Below are 18,978 nucleotides of genomic sequence, written 5' to 3'. Positions count from 1 at the left end.
CGAGAGGCGAGCGCGAGGGATCGAAACTGGCTTCCGTAAAAGCAGGGTCCGTGCCAATTTGCTAGGGTGACTGATTGTGAAGCCTTATCAGGATATTAATGGAGCGCATGGCCCACTGCGGAAACGCTGAAGGCACTCTATCTGATTAATTTGAGGGCAATTAGCTCATCTGTTGTGCATGTGACGAGCCGCGCGGGCCGCGCTGCCTTCGTCACAGGCGAGTGTACCGGGAATTGGGCATGGAACTGTTGACGCCCGCTGAAATGGACCGCGCCGACCTGTTGACGATCGCCGGCGGGTCGTCCGGCTTCGCGCTGATGTTGCACGCCGGCCGCCACGTCGCCCAGGCGGCGATCGAGCTGGCCGACGAAGGGCCGATCCTGGTGATCGCCGGTCCCGGCAACAATGGCGGCGACGGACTGATCGCTGCTACCGAATTGGTTGCGTTGGGGCGCACGGTGCACGTGATGCTGCTGGGCGAGCGGGATGCGCTGAAGGGCGATGCGGCGCTGGCGGCGCGGGAGTGGAAGGGGCCGCTGTTGCCGTTCCTGACCCAGTCGATCGGCGCGCCGGCCCTGATCATCGACGCGCTGTTCGGCTCCGGCCTCAACCGCCCGGTCAAAGATCAGGCGCTGGAGATCATCGAGGCGGTCAACGCCGCCGGCGTGCCGGTGCTGGCGGTCGATCTGCCGAGCGGCATCAACGGCGCCACCGGCGCGGTGATGGGGGCGGCGATCCGGGCGCACGAGACGGTGACGTTCTTTCGCCGCAAGATCGGCCATCTGCTGCTGCCGGGCCGGCTGCATTGCGGCCGGGTCCGGCTGGTGGACATCGGCATCGAGCCCGACGTGCTCAGCGAGATCCGGCCGCAGGCGTTCGAGAACGATTCCGATTTGTGGCTGCAGGATTTCCCGGTGCCGCGCGCCGACGGCCACAAATACGGCCGCGGCCATGCCGTGGTGGTGTCGGGCGAACTGTCGCAGACCGGGGCGGCGCGGCTGGCCGCGCGCGGGGCGCTGCGCGCCGGCGCCGGCCTCGTCACGGTGGCGTCGCCGCGCGAGGCGCTGGCGGTCAACGCCGCGGCGCTGACCGCGGTGATGGTGCGGCCGGTCGACACCGCCGGCGAGCTCGGCGCGATGCTGGCCGACCGGCGCTTCAACGCGATCGGGATCGGGCCGGGGGCAGGGATCGGCGAGGCGACCCAGGGCAAGGTGCTGGCGGCGCTGGCGGCCGGTGCCGGCCTGGTGCTCGATGCGGATGCGCTGACCAGCTTCGCCGGGCGCCCCGAGGAGCTGTTCGAGGCGGTCAAATCCACAGCCAATCCACAGGTTGTCCTGACCCCGCACGAGGGTGAATTCCCTCGGCTGTTCAGCGACATGAGCAACAAAAATCCACTTCGCTCGAAACTTGAACGGGTGCGCGTCGCGGCGCAGCGTTCCGGCGCCGTTGTGCTGCTCAAGGGTGCCGATACCGTGGTGGCGGCGCCGGACGGGCGGGCCGCGATCGCCTGCAATGCGCCGCCCTGGCTGGCGACCGCCGGTTCGGGCGACGTGCTGACCGGGATCATCACCGGCCTGCTGGCGCAGCGCGTCCCGGCGTTCGAGGCGGCCTGCATCGGCGTGTGGATGCACGGCGAAGCGGCCTGCGAAGCCGGTCCCGGCCTGATCGCCGAGGATCTGACCGAGACCCTGCCGGCGGTACACCGGCGGCTCTATGACGCCCTCGGGATCGAGTACTGAGGTCTGAAAGAGTCCTGGTTCTGCAGAGGGCTGGAACCGTTGGTTCAAGTCACGAGATAGCTGCGCACCAAGCGTGGCTCCGACCATTTCGCCGCATAGGCCTCGATCAGCCACAGTCCCGGATATTCGGCCGCGAAGGCGATCCGCTGGGTCTGGCCGGCGTCGATCGCCAGGGTGTCGAGCCAGAACGGCTTCCAGCCGTCATCGAGCCGGTCGAGCAGCCGGAAATGGTGGCCGTGCAGGTGAAACACCATCGGGTAGGTGGCGTGGTTGGTCAGCGCCAGCACCACGGTGCGGCCACGCTTGACCTGAAACGCCGGTCCGGCGGCGGGATTGAACTTGTCCGGCGCGAACCAATCGAGCTGGGCATTGACCAGGGCGCCGAGCAGCAGCTCGGTGCGCAGCGCGCCGCCGAGCGGCAGTTGCGCCGGCAGCCCGTTGGCCGGGAACGGGGCAGGCTGCGGCAGCGGTGCGGGGCGCAGCGGCGGTTCGCCGGAATAGACCAGCCGGGCCAGCGGAACCGGCTTGCCGCCGTCGTGCAGCGTGATCGCGGCGCTCGATCCGGGCGGCTTCAGCGCGTCGATCAGGACGTCGACCCGGCCGCCGGCGGCGATCACCAGCGCTCCGCCGCGCGCCAGGAACGGCTCGGCCGGCTGGCTGTCGAGGGCCATCACCCAGACATTGTGATCCTCGATTCGGAGCGCGACCACATTGCGTTGGCAGGCATTGATGAAGCGGAATCTGAATCGGCCATTGGTGCGCAGCGTGAACTCCGCCGACGGCTTGCCGTTGACCGTGTACAGCCACGGCGTAGCGCCGACATCGACCCCTGACGGCCGCAGCTTGCCGTCCTCGCCGAGCCGGAAATCCTCGATCAGCACCACCTGATCGCCGTCGGCCTGCGGCGGCTCGGGCTCGCGGACCACCAGCGGCAGCGCCGGCATCGGCGCCGAACCGGCGTCGGCGGTCAAGCGCAGGTCGGCCATCAGGGTCCCGGCCGAGCGCAGCGTCAGCAGAAACCGGTCGGTTCCGCCGGCCGGCACCGGCTTGGTCTTGACCAGCGGTTCGGCAGCGGCAGCGCCGTCGAGGCCGCGCAGCGTCAGCAGCGCCGGCTGATCGAGCTGGTTGTCGAACTGGACTGCGACCTCGTCGCCGCGGGTCAGAGCCGGGGCGTCGAGCGTCAGCGACGGCCGCGTCAGCGCCGCCGCTCCCGGCTTCAACACCACGCTGCCCGGCGCGGCGCGGATCACCACTGATTTGTGCGCCGGCGCTGCAGCGGCGTCGCCGATCCGGAACACAGGCACAATCGTTGCGGCGCTGAGGCCGGCGAGCAAGGTGCGGCGGGACAGGGCGGGCGGCTGATCGGTCATCGTTCGATGCGGACCATGTTCGCTGTCCGCTGTCCAGTCTGCGGCCGCCCGCCGCGGCTGGCAAAAGCTGCGGGTTTCTCTTGATGCGGGCCCTATATGTCATGTTATAAGCCGCCGCCCGCGGCATCGCGGCCGGACATGATGCTCTTCGCGGGCGTGGCGGAATTGGTAGACGCGCTGGATTTAGGTTCCAGTGACGAAAGTTGTGGGGGTTCGAGTCCCTCCGCCCGCACCACGCAAGTGCTTTTGCTCATGACGATTTTTTCGGAGGGCCGTCCGCCAGGACGGATGTCCGCCACCCCGTTGATGCAGGCCGCGAGGCCCCATCGCACAGTTCGACCATTTCCGGTCCTTCGGCCGGAGCCAAGAGAAGAAGATTGACGCCATGCAGGTCAAGGAAACCGTTGCCGACGGATTGAAGCGCGAATTCCAGGTCAGTGTCCCGGCTGCGGACATCGACGCCAAGATCGACGAGAAGCTCGCCGATCTGAAGGATAAGGTGCGCCTCAACGGCTTTCGTCCGGGCAAGGTGCCGACCGCTCACCTGAAGCGCGTCTACGGCCGTTCGGTCGCTGCCGAGACCATCGACAAGCTGGTCCGCGACACCAATGACGGCATCTTCACGGAGCGCGGCTTCCGCCTCGCCACCGAGCCGAAGATCACGATGCCGCAGGACCAGAAGGAAATCGAGGACATCCTCGAGGGCAAGTCCGATCTCAACTACACCGTGGCGATCGAAGTCGTCCCCGCGATCGAACTGGCCGACTTCAAGAGCTTCTCGGTCGAGAAGCCGGTGGTCGAGGTCGGCGAATCGGACGTCGATGAAGCGATCAAGCGCATCGCCGAATCCAACCGCGCCTATGCCGACAAGGCCGAGGGCGCCAAGGCCGAGACCGGCGACCGCGTCACCGTGTCGTTCAAGGGCACCATCGACGGCGTCGCGTTCGACGGCGGCACCGGCGAGGACATCCCGGTGGTGATCGGCTCGGCCAGCTTCATTCCGGGCTTCGAGGATCAGCTCGTCGGCATCGCGGTGGGCGAGACCCGCACCATCAAGGTGTCATTCCCGGCCAACTACGCCAGCGAGACGCTGGCCGGTAAGCCGGCCGAGTTCGAAACCACCGCGACCAAGCTCGAGGCGCCGCAGGAAACCACGATCGACGACGAGTTCGCCAAGACCCTCGGCTTGGAATCGCTCGACAAGCTGAAGGAAGCCGCCAAGGCCCGGCTCGCCGCCGAATACGCCGGCGCGGCGCGTCTGAAGGTCAAGCGCCAGCTGCTCGACCGCCTCGACGAAGCCCACAAGTTCGATGCGCCGCCGTCGCTGATCGAACAGGAGTTCGAGGTGATGTGGCGCTCGATCAATTCCGAGATGCAGTCGACCGGCAAGACCTTCGCGGACGAGAACACCACCGAGGACGCCGCCAAGGAAGAGTACCGCAAGATCGCCGACCGCCGCGTCCGTCTCGGCCTGGTGCTGTCGGAGATCGGCGAGAAGAACAAGATCCAGGTCACCGACGACGAAGTCAGCCGCGCGGTGATCGAGCGGGCCCGTCAGATGCCGGGCCGTGAGAAGGAAGTCTGGGACTTCTACCGCTCGAATCCGGAAGCGGTCGCCCAGCTCCGCGCTCCGATCTATGAAGACAAGGTGGTCGACTTCATCCTGGAGCTCGCCAACGTGACCGAGAAGCCGGTCACCCGCGAGGAGCTCTACAAGGAGGAGGACGACAAGACCACGGCCTGATCCGTCGTCTTCGCGCTCAGTTCTGGCGGCCGTCGCGACATCCGTCGCGGCGGCCGTTTTGCATCAGTGGCAGGGGCGTCGATGCAATCGGTCGACGCAACGCGCGGAGCGCGCAAAGATGCGGCCCGGCGGTATTGACGATTCGCCGGCAGAGTCCACCGTGCCGCAGGGTCCATTCATGGCCGAGCCCGTCCCACACTTCTCACCGTTGAAGCGGCGCAGCGACATTCTCAGGTCCGAGGACTCGATCGGGGCTTCGGACTTGGAATTGGACGTTGTTCACAATGCCGACTGTCTGGCGGCGCTGAAGAAGCTGCCGAGCAATTCGGTGCACCTGATCCTGAGCGACATTCCCTACGGGATCGGCGTCGACGACTGGGACGTACTCCACTCCAACACCAACTCCGCTTACTTGGGCAACAGCCCCGCGCAGGAGAAGGCCGGCGCCATCTTCAAGAAGCGCGGCAAACCGATCAACGGCTGGTCGGACGCTGACCGTGCGATCCCGCGGGAGTACTACGAGTGGTGCAGCTCGTGGGCCGGCGAATGGCTGCGTGTGCTGAAGCCGGGCGGGGCCGCGATCGTGTTCGCCGGGCGCCGCCTGATGCACCGGGGCATCGCGGCGCTGGAGGATGCCGGCTTCAACTATCGCGACATGCTGGCGTGGGTGCGTGACAGAGCTCCGCACCGCGCGCAGCGGCTCAGCATCGTGTTCGAGCGCCGCGGCGACGTGCAGTCCGCGGCGCTGTGGGACGGCTGGCGGGTCGGGAACTTGCGGCCGTCGTTCGAGCCGATCATCTGGTGCTTCAAGCCGTATCGCGTCACGATCGCCGACAACGTGCTCGAGCACGGCGTCGGTGCCTACAACGAAGAGGCGTTCGTCCGGCACTTCGAGCGGCCCGACAACATCATCAGAAGCGGATTCGCGCCGGGCGAGGGCGGCCTGCACCCGACCCAGAAGCCGCTCCAACTGATGTCGGCGCTGATCGAGCTGACCACTCAGCCGGGCCAGATCGTTCTCGACCCGTTTGCCGGCAGCGGCACCACACTGCTGGCGGCCAAGCAGCTCGGGCGCCGTTTCGTCGGGGTCGAGATCGATCCGCGCTACGCGCGCGTTGCGAACGATCGGCTGCAGACTCTGCTGTGATCCTACCGCTTCGAACAGCGTGTTTGCTCCCACGCTGGACGCCCGACGAGCCCGGCCGCGGGCGAGGGCGCCGTTAACGATCCGGCGCGAAACCCGTCCCGATGGGGCGAAAAGCCGTTCGTCGGTTTTGCCGGCACTGGCCGAATCGGTATCAACTCAGGGGTGGAAACGGGGCCCACCCTTGTCGCCGCGCAATCGGCTCATATCTGTGACCTCGCTTCACGTCCTGCATCACGGGGCGAACGCCTGCGGCGGAGCCGTTTTTGTTGCTCCCGCGAGCTGTCGCCTACGACAACCCTCAGGTGATTTATGCGCGATCCGGTGGAAACCTACATGAACCTCGTGCCGATGGTGGTCGAGCAGACCAACCGCGGCGAACGAGCCTACGACATCTTCTCGCGCCTCCTGAAAGAGCGAATCATTTTCGTCACCGGCCCGGTCGAAGACGGTATGTCGACGCTGATCGTCGCGCAGCTTTTGTTCCTCGAGGCGGAAAATCCGAAGAAGGAAATCTCGATGTACATCAACTCGCCGGGCGGGGTGGTGACGTCGGGTCTGGCGATTTACGACACCATGCAGTTCATCCGCCCGCCGGTGTCGACGCTGTGCACCGGCCAGGCCGCCTCCATGGGGTCGCTGCTGCTCGCCGCCGGGCACAAGGACATGCGGTTCTCGCTGCCGAACGCGCGGATCATGGTGCATCAGCCCTCCGGCGGCTTCCAGGGCCAGGCCACCGACATCATGCTGCACGCCCAGGAGATCCTGAACCTGAAGAAGCGGCTCAACGAGATCTACGTTCACCACACCGGGCAGACCTACAAGGCGATCGAGGATGCGCTGGAACGCGACAAGTTCCTGACCGCCGAGATGGCCAGGGAGTTCGGTATCGTCGACAAGGTGATCGAGAAGCGCCCCGAAGATCCCTCGCCGGCCCCGAAGGCCGCCTGAGCAGAGACCTCCGGGGTCGGATTTCCGACCTCGGGCTTCTCACAGGAAAGCCCCAATGTTCCGCTTTCGTGCCGGGATCCCGCGTGACTACGGCGCAACGCTGCGTTGATTTCAGCGACCAAGGGTCGCGCAAACGCAGCAAATCACGCTATTGTCACGTCGGCCGGCTCCCGGCCGATTAGCGAATTCTTGATAGACGGGTGCCAGTCTGATTGGCTGAACCTGATCGACGAAAGTGCTTGGGGGATTCGAACTCGGTCGCGGTTCGCGACCAGACTGATGCGGGGGTCTTTTCTGGTACGGATTTTGCTCCCTTAGACCTCGTCGACCCGGTTCGCCCCGGGCCCGGCGATGACCGGAAAAGACCGAACGGCGGACGGAGATAGAAATGAGTAAGGTCGGCACGAGCGACTCCAAGAACACCCTGTACTGCTCGTTCTGCGGAAAGAGCCAACACGAGGTCCGCAAGCTGATCGCTGGCCCCACGGTCTTCATCTGCGATGAGTGCGTTGAGCTGTGCATGGACATCATTCGCGAGGAGAACAAATCCTCGCTGGTGAAGTCGCGCGACGGCATCCCGACGCCGAAGGAAATCTGCAAGGTCCTCGACGACTACGTGATCGGGCAGAACCACGCCAAGAAGGTGCTGTCGGTCGCCGTCCACAATCACTACAAGCGGCTCAACCACCAGACCAAGCACAACGACGTCGAGCTCGCGAAGTCGAACATCCTGCTGATCGGTCCGACCGGCTCGGGCAAGACGCTGCTGGCGCAGACGCTGGCGCGGATCCTCGACGTGCCGTTCACGATGGCGGATGCGACCACGCTGACCGAAGCCGGCTATGTCGGCGAGGACGTCGAGAACATCATCCTGAAGCTGCTGCAGGCGGCCGACTACAATGTCGAGCGGGCGCAGCGCGGCATCGTCTACATCGACGAAATCGACAAGATCAGCCGCAAGTCGGACAATCCTTCGATCACCCGCGATGTCTCGGGCGAGGGCGTTCAACAGGCGCTGCTCAAGATCATGGAAGGCACCGTCGCCTCGGTGCCGCCGCAGGGCGGACGCAAGCATCCGCAGCAGGAGTTCCTGCAGGTCGACACCACCAACATCCTGTTCATCTGCGGTGGTGCGTTCGCCGGCCTCGAGAAGATCATCTCGTCGCGCGGTCGGACCACGTCGATCGGCTTCGCGGCGCAGGTTCTGGCGCCGGAAGATCGCCGCACCGGTGAGATCTTCCGCCACGTCGAGCCCGAGGATCTCTTGAAGTACGGCCTGATCCCGGAATTCGTCGGCCGTCTGCCGGTGGTTGCCACCCTGGAAGACCTCGACGAGAACTCGCTGAAGAAGATCCTGACCGACCCGAAGAACGCGCTGGTCAAGCAGTACCAGCGGCTGTTCGAGATGGAGAACGTCGAGCTCACCTTCGCCGACGAGGCGCTGGGCGCGGTGGCCCGCAAGGCGATCGAGCGCAAGACCGGCGCCCGCGGCCTGCGGTCGATCCTGGAGAGCATCCTGCTCGAGACCATGTTCGACCTGCCGGGCCTGGAAGGCGTCGAGGAAGTGGTGATCTCGCGCGAAGTCGTCGAAGGCACTGCGCGGCCGCTGTACATCTACGCCGACCGCACCGATCGTGCGGCCGAGAGCAGCGCTAGCGCCTAACGGCGCCCCGCGCCGAAGCGGCGGCCTTGTGGCCGCCGCCGGCAACGATCGAGATGGGCCGTCGCCGACGTGTCGCGGCCCGCTTCCGTGCATCGACATGCTGCGCGAAAGCCCGACAAATCGTTGCGTTTTCCACGACTTGACACCCCACCGCCGGATAGCCACCTAATCGTTCGGCGATGACAAGCGTTTTCAGGATTCGCCTCCATCATTCCGGAGACCGAGGCCCTGACCGGCCGGAGAAGACCGGACACCTCCGCACCTCGTGACGGCAGCGCCGATGGCGGGCCGAGGGCGAGGGGGCAAAACGAAAGGAACGGGGCCATGACCGCCAACAAACCCAGGCCATCGATTACCTACGGCGAAAGCCACTCCTATCCGGTTCTTCCGCTGCGCGACATCGTCGTGTTCCCGCACATGATCGTGCCGCTGTTCGTCGGCCGCGAGAAGTCGATCCGCGCCCTCGAAGAGGTGATGAAGAACGACGCGCTGATCATGCTGGCGACGCAGAAGAACGCGTCCGACGACGATCCTGCGCCCGATGCGATCTACGAGATCGGCACGCTGGCCAGCGTCCTGCAGCTTCTGAAATTGCCCGACGGCACCGTCAAGGTGCTGGTCGAAGGCCTGGCGCGCGCCAAGGTCGACAAGTACACCGATCGCGCCGATTACTACGAGGCCGACGCCGCCGCGCTCGAAGACAGCGACGCCACTTCGGTGGAAGCCGAGGCGCTGTCGCGCTCGGTGGTGTCCGACTTCGAGAGCTACGTGAAGCTCAACAAGAAGATCTCGGCCGAGGTCGTCGGCGTGGTGCAGTCGATCACCGACTTCGCCAAGCTGGCCGACACCGTCGCCTCGCATCTCGCCGTCAAGATCGCCGACCGCCAGGGCATCCTGGAGACGCTGTCGGTGACGCAGCGGCTGGAGAAGGTGCTCGGGCTGATGGAGAGCGAGATCTCCGTCCTGCAGGTCGAGAAGCGCATCCGCAGCCGCGTCAAGCGGCAGATGGAGAAGACCCAGCGCGAGTACTATCTCAACGAGCAGATGAAGGCGATCCAGAAGGAGCTCGGCGATGAAGACGGCCGGGACGAGCTCGCCGAACTCGAAGAGAAGATCGCCAAGACCAAGCTGACCAAGGAAGCGCGCGACAAGGCGCAGCACGAGCTGAAGAAGCTGCGCCAGATGTCGCCGATGTCCGCGGAAGCGACGGTGGTGCGCAACTATCTCGACTGGCTGCTGTCGATCCCGTGGAACAAGAAGTCCAAGGTGAAGAAGGATCTCGAGGCGGCGCAGGCCGTGCTCGATTCCGATCACTACGGGCTCGAGAAGGTCAAGGAGCGGATCGTCGAGTATCTGGCGGTGCAGTCGCGCGCCAACAAGCTGAGCGGCCCGATCCTGTGCCTGGTCGGACCGCCCGGCGTCGGCAAGACCTCGCTCGGCAAGTCGATCGCCAAGGCGACGGGGCGCGAGTTCGTGCGCGTGTCGCTCGGCGGCGTGCGTGACGAGGCCGAGATCCGCGGTCACCGCCGCACCTATATCGGCTCGATGCCCGGCAAGATCATCCAGTCGATGCGGAAGGCCAAGACCTCGAATCCGCTGTTCCTGCTCGACGAGATCGACAAGATGGGCGCCGACTTCCGCGGCGATCCGTCCTCGGCGCTGCTCGAGGTGCTCGATCCCGAACAGAACGGCACCTTCAACGACCACTATCTCGAGGTGGACTACGATCTGTCCAACGTGATGTTCATCACCACGGCGAACACCCTGAACATTCCGGGGCCGCTGATGGACCGTATGGAGATCATCCGGATCGCCGGCTACACCGAGACCGAGAAGGTCGAGATCGCGCGCAAGCACCTGATCCCGCAGGCGCTGACCAAGCACGGCCTCGACTCCAAGGAATGGTCGATCGACGACGACGCGCTGCTGCTCGTCATCCGCCGCTACACCCGCGAAGCGGGCGTGCGTAATCTCGAGCGCGAAATCTCCACACTGGCCCGCAAGGTCGTGAAGGAGCTGATGCTCTCGAAGAAGAAGGCGGTGCACATCGACGAGAAGCGGATCGAAGAATATCTCGGCGTGCCGAAATTCCGCTTCGGCGAGATCGAGAAGGACGATCAGGTCGGTGTGGTGACGGGTCTGGCGTGGACCGACGTCGGCGGCGAGCTGCTGACGATCGAAAGCGTGATGATGCCGGGCAAGGGCCGGATGACGGTCACCGGCAACCTGCGCGACGTCATGAAGGAATCGATCCAGGCGGCGGCGTCCTACGTCCGCAGCCGCGCGATCACCTTCGGCATCGAGCCGCCGTTCTTCGAGAAGCGCGACATCCACGTCCACGTTCCGGAGGGGGCGACCCCGAAGGACGGCCCGTCGGCCGGCGTGGCGATGGCCACCACCATCGTGTCGGTGCTGACCGGCATCCCGATCCGCCGCGACATCGCCATGACCGGCGAGATCACGTTGCGGGGCCGGGTGCTGCCGATCGGCGGCCTGAAGGAGAAGCTGCTCGCCGCGGCGCGCGGCGGCATCAAGACGGTGCTGATCCCCGAGGACAACGCCAAGGATCTCACCGAGATTCCGGACGCCATCAAGGGTGGTCTCAACATCATCCCGGTGGCGCGGATGGACGAGGTGATCGCCAACGCGCTGACCCGCGCGCCGGTGCCGATCGTCTGGGAAGAGGACACCAAGCTGCCGACGCCCGACAGCGCGGAAGCCTCCGACGAAGCCAGCGGCGGCCTCACCGCCCACTAAGGCGGCGACGGCCTTACACCGATATCAGCGGCGCCCTGCGGGGCGCCGTTTGCGTTTCTGCGTCCTCGTCGCCGATCAGGCGTGCCAGCGCGTCGGCTGGGAGCGCCGGGCTGAACAGATAGCCCTGCATCTGCTGGCAGCCGAGCTGGCGCAGCAGATCGCGCTGCGCGGCGGTCTCGACGCCTTCGGCCAGCGTGGTCTTGTTGCCGGCGGCGGCGATCTGCACGATCGCCCGCACGATGGTGGCGGACCCGGTTTCGTTGCTGAGGGTATCGACGAAGCTCTTGTCGATCTTGATCTTGTCGATCGGGAAGCGGTGCAGATAGCTCAGCGACGAATAGCCGGTGCCGAAATCGTCGAGCGCGATCTTCACGCCGAGATCGCGGAGCTGGTTGAGGATCGCCAGCGTCGACTCGGTGTCCTGCAGCAGCAGCGCTTCGGTGATCTCCAGCTCCAGCCGATGTGCGGGCAGCCCGGTGCGCGCCAGCGTGGCGGCGACCTTGAGCGGGAAGGTGGCGCGGCGGAATTGGATCGGGGAGACGTTGACCGCGACCGTCATCGCCGCCGGCCAGCCGACTGCCACGCCGCAGGCCTGCTCCAGCACCCACTCGCCGAGCTCCTCGATCAGGCCGATGTCCTCGGCGAGCGGAACGAACTCGGCGGGCGAGACGAAGCCGCGCAGCGGATGCTGCCAGCGCAGCAGCGCTTCGCAGCCGGCGATCGCGCCGGAATTCAGATCGACCAGCGGCTGGAAGTGCAGCTGAAAGTCCTGCTCGGCCACGGCGCGCCGCAGCTCGGTCGCCAGCTCGTGCCGGGCCTTGGCCTTGATGTCCATGTCCGGCAGGAAGAACCGGTAGGTGTGACGGCCTTCGGATTTGGCCGCATACAGCGCGAGGTCGGCCTTGGCGATCAGCTCGTCGACTTCGCCGGCGTGGTCCGGCGCCAGCGCGATGCCGATGCTGGCGTCGGGCGAGATCACATGGCCGGCGCAGTCGAAAGTGTCGCGCAACGCGCGCTGCAGCGTCGCCACCAGTTCGCGCACCGCGCCAGCGTCGGTCGTCACCACCGCGAACTCGTCGCCGCCGAGCCGGGCGACGTAGTCGTTGGGCCCGACGCAGTGCCGCAGCCGGTCGGCGATCGACTTCAAGAGCAGGTCACCGATCGGATGGCCGAGGGTGTCGTTGACGATCTTAAACTCGTCGATGTCGATGTAGAGCAGGGCCAGCCGATCGCCCGGCTCGATCGCGTCGAGCGCAGCGCCGAGATAGGCGCGGAACGACGACCGGTTCGGCAGTCCGGTCAGGTCGTCGTAATGGGCGAGGTAGTGGATCCGCGAGTTGGCACGCTTGCGCTCGGTGATTTCCTCGTGGGTCATCACCCAGCCGCCGCCCTGGATCGGCTCCCTTGTGATCAGGATGGTCCGCCCGTCGGCGAACTCCGCCTCGAACGAGCTCCTGCGGTGGACATTCTTCACCGCAAAGCGGCGGTATTCTTGCATGAGGTGCGGGTCGTGGCCGGCCTGCTTCAGCAAGGCGACGATCTCGGGGCCGGTGAGGCCCGGCTTCACCGCGTCGGCGGGCAGCCCGTAGATTTCGAGATAGCGACGATTGTGCAGCAGCAGCCGGCCCGAGGCGTCGAACAGCGTCAGTCCCTGCGCCATGTTGTCGACCGCGATGCTGTAGCGCTGGCGCAGATCGGTCTGATGCCGGATGATGTTGCGGCCGAGCTGGAACAGCACGCCGGCGACAGCGAGCGCGGTCGCCAGCGCGACCGACACGATCGCGCTCAGTTCGCGCCACCACGTCGCCAACGCTCCGTTGAGCGAGCGCGACACCACCACCACGATCGGCTGCTTGCTCAGCGTCCGCGCTGCCGCGATCCGTTCGCTGCCGTCGAACGGGCTGACGATGCGCTGGGACGCGCTGGTCTGGCCGAACAGCGGCTTGAGATCGGAGTTCAGGTAGTTCTCGCCGATCGACGAGGAAAACCGCGGCCACCGTGTCACCAGGGTGCCGTCGGTGGTGAAGATCGCGATCGTCGCGTCCTGGCCCAGCATCAGCGAGGAGGCCAGGTTCTCGAACAAGGCGTTGGGGATGGTCCGAGCGAGAATGCCGGACGTCTGCTTGGTCGGACCGCGCAGCCGCTTGACCAGCGTCAGGGTCCAGTTGCCGAGCACCGGATCGCGCACGAATTCGGTCTGGTTCTCGTCGCGCTCGACGTCCGAGCTCCAGCGCCGAAAGTTCGGGGCGGAGCCGATCTGGACGCGCGGCGCCGGCCAGCTGCGCGACGAATTGATCAGCGCGCCGTCGATGTCGAACAGGTCGAATTCGCCGAGCTCGGCGGCCTTCAGCGCCAGCAGCGTGTGCCCGGTCAGCGTCTGGGCGAGCGGAAAGGTGTGTTCGACCGACGACGCGGTCTCGCTCTGGTCGATGTTGAGCGCCTCGAAGGTGCGGTCGAACTGGCGGGCGAGCAGCAGCGCGGTGTTGCGGAGTTCGCGTTCGGTGTTGCGCAGGATGCGGTCGCGGCTGTCCGCCGCCATCCAGCCGGTGACCAGCGCGATCGCCGCGCCGAGCAGCACGCCGCTGACGACGATCCCGCGCACCGAGACGTTTCGCGGCCCGCTCAGCAGGCTTCGCAGCCCTGCGTCCCTTCCAACCCGTAACATTGAGCACCCCAGTCGGCGGCCTGAATGGCTTCTACTACCGCCCGGAGGTGGAGATCTCGTTAGTACAGATACGGGCAATCACTCGCGGAATCGGCGGCATTCGGCCGGATCTGACGCGATCGAGGGTATTATAGTAAATTTTCGCGACTGCGAATGAGGTTGCAGCGCGAAACTGCGATGCAATTGCAGGTGACTGTCGCCGGTTTGGTCGGAAACTGTTCACCAGGCCGGATAAAATTGCGACAGGAGGCGGGTGGGGAAACGGCGATGAATCCGCAGTCCGGCGACGTGGAACGCATGGTGGGCGGCGAGAGATTCGAACTCCCGACCCTCTCGGTGTAAACGAGATGCTCTAACCAGCTGAGCTAGCCGCCCGTAATCTTGATTTACCCTCGACGATGCGTCGTAGGCAAGTCGTGAGGTCGCGGAAGGGGAGAACCTCTGCTGTTCGAGCCAGGCACCTTCAGTTGAGCCAGTAATTTTCTAGGATCATTCCGCCGGTTGCAAGCTGTTGGGTACCGCGCTCTGGCCATTGATGACAGCCAAGCCGCGGACTGCGGTGGCCAAGGGGGCACAGACAGTCGCTTTCGAGAATTCCAGGAGTTCATTCAGTCCTGAGTTGCTGCTCAGATGAAGGGCTTCGTATCGGCAGATCGGGATTTGCCAATTATCCTTGTATCGACGGTCCGGGCCGCCGGATTTGTTCGGATGCTTCCAAGTCTGTCCGACGACCTTGGCGTCCGACGGCACTGAACCTTCTTCGATGAAATTTGATTCCTGCCAATGCAACTTCAGGTCGTTGTAATCAATGGCGCCGATCTTCTTGCCGTGCGCGACCAGTACCACGTCAGGAAGGAAGTACAGAACTTGGTCGCCAACGTGAGCGCAGGGAGGTGTGATGTTTGATGCGACAGTCAAAGGAAGAGAAAAATCCAACCTCGTCGGCTTTTTATCGACGATGTGGGTTGCTCCCGCGTTGCGCTTCCATGTCGTGAGATTTCGAACAGCGCCGCCGGATCTGATGTGCCATTTACCTGCGCATCCGATGAGAAGATCGAACGCCTCGGTGAGCCTTTCATAGGCTTTGGCAGCGTCACTTTCGAGCTCATAGAACAATACAGTCTTACGTCTGTAGCTATCGAGCCAGCGGGCAACGATCCAGGCAGGAATGGTGACTGTCCATGTCGCTATGGCAGCTGTCGAGTTGACAGCCAGCAACCCGAAGCCCAAGGCAATACCAGTCCAAGCAATAATTCGCGATAGGGGTAGTTTTGAGGCCTTTATGTTCAAGTCATCTAGGATATCAGCGAAGTTAGCAGACCGCATTTGCAGAACGCTGCCAGATTCGATCTCCACCATTTCAACGCCATCAATTGTTGTTTTGGGCGTAGCAATAGGCTGGTCGAGTGATTGTTCCTTCTGCCCGGCGGGACGGATAGAAGACCGATAGTATACGCCCCCGAATCCAGCGTGGATGTAGTTTCCTCGCGGACCAGCTCCGATTCGAAGACCTTTGACGCCGACTGACATGCCGACGCCACCTCGGGAGAAACTGAACCTGAAGGGACCGGCGCTTACGCTCTTCCTGAAATAGAACGGCATGGCCTACAACCCCAACGACGCATCTGCGCAAGCCTCTTGCCCTCCAACGATACAAGCAAAAGTTGAGTAATCGCAACCGGTAGGATCGGTTAACGATCGCCTCGTCGTCGGAAACGATGACTCATCTTCGACGCTTCTGATAACTTGTTGAAGCGCCCCTTGAGAAAATGCGATCCGGCCGAAAGGCAGCATTAGCCTCTCTACTTTGGAGGCGGCTCGACCGGATTGGTGCGCCGTGCTCCCAGCCGCTGCAGCACGGCGAAGAACGACGGCACGAACAGCACCGCGAGGCCGGTCGAGGCCAGCATGCCGGCCACCACCGCGATGCCGAGCGAGACCCGCGCGCCGGCACCGGCGCCGCTCGCCAGCGCCAGCGGCAGCATGCCGAAGATGAAGGCGAACGAGGTCATCAGGATCGGCCGGAACCGCAGCCGCGCCGCCTCGACCGCAGCCTCGGCAATCGGCATGCCTTCGATGCACTTTTCGCGGGCGTATTCGACGATCAGAATCGCGTTCTTCGCCGCCAGCGCGATCAGCAGCACGATGCCGATCTGGGTATAGAGATCGTTCGGCAGGCCGGACCATTCCAGCGCCGCCACGGTGCCGAGCAGAGTCAGCGGCACCGCCAGGATCACGGCGAGCGGCTGCATCCAGCTCTCGTATTGGCCGGCGAGCACGAAATACACCAGCAGCAGCGCCACCGCGAACACGTAGTAGATCTGATCGCCGACCACCTGTTCCTGATACGACATCCCGGTCCAGGCCGTGCCCATCGACGACGGCAGCGATTTGGCCGCGACTTCGCTCATTAGCGACATCGCTTCGCCGGAGCTGAAGCCGGTCGCCGGGCTGCCGACCAGGGTCGCGGCCGGATAGAGATTGTACAGCGTAATCAAGGGCGGGCCGACCTCGTCGGTCAGATAGGCGACGGCACCGACCGGCACCATCTGGCCGTTCGAGCCCTTGACCTTCAGCTTCAGCACGTCGCCGGGCCGCAGCCGGAACGGTGCGTCGGCCTGGACGTAGACCTGGAACACGTTGTTGAACTTGGTGAACTGGTTGACGTAGGTCGAGCCGAGATAGCTCTCGACCGCCGAGAACACCTGGCCGACGGTGACGCCGAGCGTCTCCGCCTTCATCCGGTCCACCACCAGGCGAAGCTGCTTGACGTCGGCGTTGAAGGTCGAGGCGGCGTGGCTGATGGCGCTCTGGGTCGCGGCGTTGGCGGCGAGTTGCTGGGCGGCGTTCTGCAGCGCCAGGAAGTCGGAGCTGCCGTTCTTCATCTCCACCATCATGGTGAAGCCCGAGGTGTTGCCGATGCCCTGGATCGGCGGCGGCATCAGCACCAAAGCGGTCGCGGTGTCGAGCGTGGCGAGTGCGGCGCGGACCTTGGCGGCGATCGCGTCGATGCTCAGATCCTTGGTCTTGCGCTGGTCCCAGTCGTGCAGCACGACGTACAGCATGCCGGCGTTGTACAGCGTGGCGTTGTTGTCGAGCGGCGAGATCCCGGACACGCCGATCACGCTCTCGACGCCCGCGGTCTTGCGCACCAGCTCGACCGCCTGGGCCACCGCCGCTTCGCTGCGGCCGGCGGAGGCCGAGTCCGGCAGCTTCAGGCTGATGATGAAATAGCCCTGATCTTCCGAGGGCAGGAAGGCGGTCGGCACCCGCGACAGGCCGTAGAATGCGCCCCCGATCAGCGCCAGTCCGACGATCGTGGTCGGGATGCTGAACGCCACCAGGCGGCGGATCAGCGCCGCATACACCGCCTCGCAGCGCGCATACACCGCGTTGAAGATCCGGTAGACGAGGTTGCGCTGCTCCGGCGGCACCGGCGCGCGCAGCCACAGCGCGCATTGCGTCGGCTTCAGCGTCACCGCGTTGACCGCCGAGATCAGCGCGGTGGCGGCGATCACCAGCGCGAACTGCTGATACATCTTGCCGGTGAGGCCTGAGATCGCAGCCGCCGGCAGGAACACCGCCATCAGCACCAAGGTGATGCCGATGATCGGGCCGAACAGCTCCGACATCGCTTTCACCGCGGCCTCGCGGCTCGACATCCCGCCGGCGATGTGCCGAGAGACGCCTTCGACGATGACGATGGCGTCGTCGACCACGATGCCGATCGCCAGCACCAGCGCGAACAGGCTGGTGGTGTTGACGGTGAAGCCCATCGCCGACATCGCCGCGAACGCGCCGATGATCGTCACCGGCACGGTGGTGGCCGGCACCAGCATTGCGCGCCAGTCCTGCAGGAACAGCAGGATCACCACCAGCACCAGCACCGCGGCGATGATCAGCGTCTCGTAGACCTCGTCGACCGAGGCGGTGATGAACTTGGTGCTGTCGAACGACACCTTGTAGTCGAGCCCGGCCGGGAACGAGTCCGCCATCTCCTTCATCTTGGCGTTGACGGATTTCGCCACCGACAGCGCGTTGGCGCCGGTCAGCAGCGAGATCGCGATCGCGGCCGAGGGCTTGCCGTCGAGCGTCGCGGTCTGGCCGTAGGACGAGGCGCCGAGCTCGACCCGGCCGATATCGCCGATCCGCACCAGCTGGCCGCCGCCCTGGTCGACTGCCTTGACCACGATCTTCTCGAACTCGGTGGCCTCGTTGAAGCGGCCGACGACGTCGAGCGCGTATTGGAAATTGACGATCGAGGGCGCCGGCGGGCCGCCGACCAGGCCGGCGGTGACCTGGTTGCTCTGCTGCTGCACGGCGCTGACAACGTCGCTCGGCGTCAGGCCGTAGCTCTGCAGCTTGTCGGGATCGAGCCAGATCCGCATCGCATAGGAGCCGGAGCCGAGCACCGAGACGTCGCCGACGCCGGGAAGCCGGGCCAGCTCGTTCTGGATGTTGATCTTGGCGTAGTTGGAGAGGAACAGATTGTCGTAGCGGCTGTCGGACGAAACCAGGCTGACGAACTGCAGAATCGACGTCGACTTCTTCTTGACGTTGAGGCCCTGGGTCGAGACCGAGGCCGGCAGCTGCGCCGTGGCCAGCGACACCCGATTCTGCACCAGCACCTGCGCCATGTTCGGATCGGTGCCGATGTCGAAGGTGATGACCAGATTGTAGCTGCCGTCGCTGGCGCTGGTCGACTGCATGTAGATCATGCCCTCGACGCCGTTGACCTGCTGCTCGATCGGCAGCGCCACCGAATCCATCACGGTGCGCGCGCTGGCGCCGGGATAGCTCGCCGACACCGACACCGTCGGCGGCACCACGTCGGGATATTGCGACACCGGCAGCCGCATCAGCGCCAGGGCGCCGAGCAGGATGATCAGAAAGGCGAGGGTGTTGGACAGCACCGGCCGTTCGATGAAGAAGCGCGAGAACATGG

10 protein-coding genes and 2 tRNA genes are annotated in these 18,978 nt (G+C 65.0%); 7 read left to right on the top strand and 5 right to left on the bottom strand.

The window, feature by feature from the left end; translation table 11 throughout:
* Positions 1 to 239: 239 nt before the first annotated feature.
* The gene (locus tag DNX69_RS08915) at positions 240 to 1,739 is read left to right on the top strand and encodes an NAD(P)H-hydrate dehydratase (protein WP_110785650.1); all 1,500 of its coding nucleotides are present in this window, start codon (positions 240 to 242) and stop codon (positions 1,737 to 1,739) included.
* 44 nt (positions 1,740 to 1,783) lie between these two features.
* On the opposite strand, the gene DNX69_RS08910 is transcribed toward DNX69_RS08915, so the two are convergent.
* Positions 1,784 to 3,109, bottom strand: coding sequence for a multicopper oxidase family protein (locus DNX69_RS08910; protein WP_110785649.1), 1,326 nt, complete (start codon positions 3,107 to 3,109; stop codon positions 1,784 to 1,786).
* Positions 3,110 to 3,259: 150 nt separating this feature from the next.
* Here DNX69_RS08910 and DNX69_RS08905 point away from each other — a divergent pair.
* From DNX69_RS08905 to lon, 6 genes are all read left to right on the top strand, one after another.
* A tRNA-Leu gene (locus DNX69_RS08905) sits at positions 3,260 to 3,344 on the top strand.
* Positions 3,345 to 3,494: 150 nt separating this feature from the next.
* On the top strand, positions 3,495 to 4,853 hold the full coding sequence (tig, locus tag DNX69_RS08900; RefSeq protein ID WP_110785648.1) for a trigger factor: 1,359 nt from the start codon (positions 3,495 to 3,497) through the stop codon (positions 4,851 to 4,853).
* Between the two features lie 178 nt (positions 4,854 to 5,031).
* Positions 5,032 to 6,000: a DNA-methyltransferase gene (locus DNX69_RS08895; RefSeq protein ID WP_110786033.1), complete on the top strand. Its 969-nt coding sequence runs from the start codon at positions 5,032 to 5,034 to the stop codon at positions 5,998 to 6,000.
* Between the two features lie 309 nt (positions 6,001 to 6,309).
* The gene (locus tag DNX69_RS08890) at positions 6,310 to 6,948 is read left to right on the top strand and encodes an ATP-dependent Clp protease proteolytic subunit (protein ID WP_110785647.1); all 639 of its coding nucleotides are present in this window, start codon (positions 6,310 to 6,312) and stop codon (positions 6,946 to 6,948) included.
* Positions 6,949 to 7,336: 388 nt separating this feature from the next.
* On the top strand, positions 7,337 to 8,611 hold the full coding sequence (gene clpX, locus DNX69_RS08885) for an ATP-dependent Clp protease ATP-binding subunit ClpX (RefSeq protein ID WP_110785646.1): 1,275 nt from the start codon (positions 7,337 to 7,339) through the stop codon (positions 8,609 to 8,611).
* A gap of 324 nt (positions 8,612 to 8,935) precedes the next feature.
* Positions 8,936 to 11,368: an endopeptidase La gene (gene lon / locus DNX69_RS08880; RefSeq protein WP_110785645.1), complete on the top strand. Its 2,433-nt coding sequence runs from the start codon at positions 8,936 to 8,938 to the stop codon at positions 11,366 to 11,368.
* A 13-nt stretch (positions 11,369 to 11,381) separates the two neighbouring features.
* Here lon and DNX69_RS08875 read toward each other — a convergent pair whose 3' ends face one another.
* From DNX69_RS08875 to DNX69_RS08860, 4 genes are all read right to left on the bottom strand, one after another.
* Positions 11,382 to 13,970 carry a bifunctional diguanylate cyclase/phosphodiesterase gene (locus DNX69_RS08875; RefSeq protein WP_234826902.1) on the bottom strand — a complete coding sequence of 863 codons (2,589 nt, stop codon included), beginning with the start codon at positions 13,968 to 13,970 and terminating at the stop codon, positions 11,382 to 11,384.
* A 361-nt stretch (positions 13,971 to 14,331) separates the two neighbouring features.
* A tRNA-Val gene (locus DNX69_RS08870) sits at positions 14,332 to 14,408 on the bottom strand.
* Between the two features lie 114 nt (positions 14,409 to 14,522).
* The gene (locus tag DNX69_RS08865; RefSeq protein WP_110785643.1) at positions 14,523 to 15,635 is read right to left on the bottom strand and encodes a DUF4236 domain-containing protein; all 1,113 of its coding nucleotides are present in this window, start codon (positions 15,633 to 15,635) and stop codon (positions 14,523 to 14,525) included.
* Positions 15,636 to 15,835: 200 nt separating this feature from the next.
* Positions 15,836 to 18,976: an efflux RND transporter permease subunit gene (locus DNX69_RS08860; RefSeq protein WP_110785642.1), complete on the bottom strand. Its 3,141-nt coding sequence runs from the start codon at positions 18,974 to 18,976 to the stop codon at positions 15,836 to 15,838.
* Between the last annotated feature and the right edge of the window lie 2 nt (positions 18,977 to 18,978).

It is taken from the genome of Rhodopseudomonas palustris (assembly GCF_003226555.1).
Taxonomy (GTDB): Bacteria; Pseudomonadota; Alphaproteobacteria; order Rhizobiales; family Xanthobacteraceae; genus Rhodopseudomonas; species Rhodopseudomonas palustris_I.
Note: the sequence above shows the minus strand (reverse complement) of the source record. Positions and strands in the feature narration are given on the sequence as shown.

What these genes read in the sequence shown, in the direction of transcription:
- DNX69_RS08915 (WP_110785650.1), top strand. Translation starts at nt 240, where the DNA reads ATGGAACTGTTGACGCCCGCTGAAATGGACCGCGCCGACCTGTTGACG.
- DNX69_RS08890 (WP_110785647.1), top strand. Translation starts at nt 6,310, where the DNA reads ATGCGCGATCCGGTGGAAACCTACATGAACCTCGTGCCGATGGTGGTC.
- DNX69_RS08895 (WP_110786033.1), top strand. Translation starts at nt 5,032, where the DNA reads ATGGCCGAGCCCGTCCCACACTTCTCACCGTTGAAGCGGCGCAGCGAC.
- DNX69_RS08910 (WP_110785649.1), bottom strand. Translation starts at nt 3,109, where the DNA reads ATGACCGATCAGCCGCCCGCCCTGTCCCGCCGCACCTTGCTCGCCGGC.
- clpX (WP_110785646.1), top strand. Translation starts at nt 7,337, where the DNA reads ATGAGTAAGGTCGGCACGAGCGACTCCAAGAACACCCTGTACTGCTCG.
- DNX69_RS08865 (WP_110785643.1), bottom strand. Translation starts at nt 15,635, where the DNA reads ATGCCGTTCTATTTCAGGAAGAGCGTAAGCGCCGGTCCCTTCAGGTTC.
- tig (WP_110785648.1), top strand. Translation starts at nt 3,495, where the DNA reads ATGCAGGTCAAGGAAACCGTTGCCGACGGATTGAAGCGCGAATTCCAG.
- lon (WP_110785645.1), top strand. Translation starts at nt 8,936, where the DNA reads ATGACCGCCAACAAACCCAGGCCATCGATTACCTACGGCGAAAGCCAC.
- DNX69_RS08860 (WP_110785642.1), bottom strand. Translation starts at nt 18,976, where the DNA reads ATGTTCTCGCGCTTCTTCATCGAACGGCCGGTGCTGTCCAACACCCTC.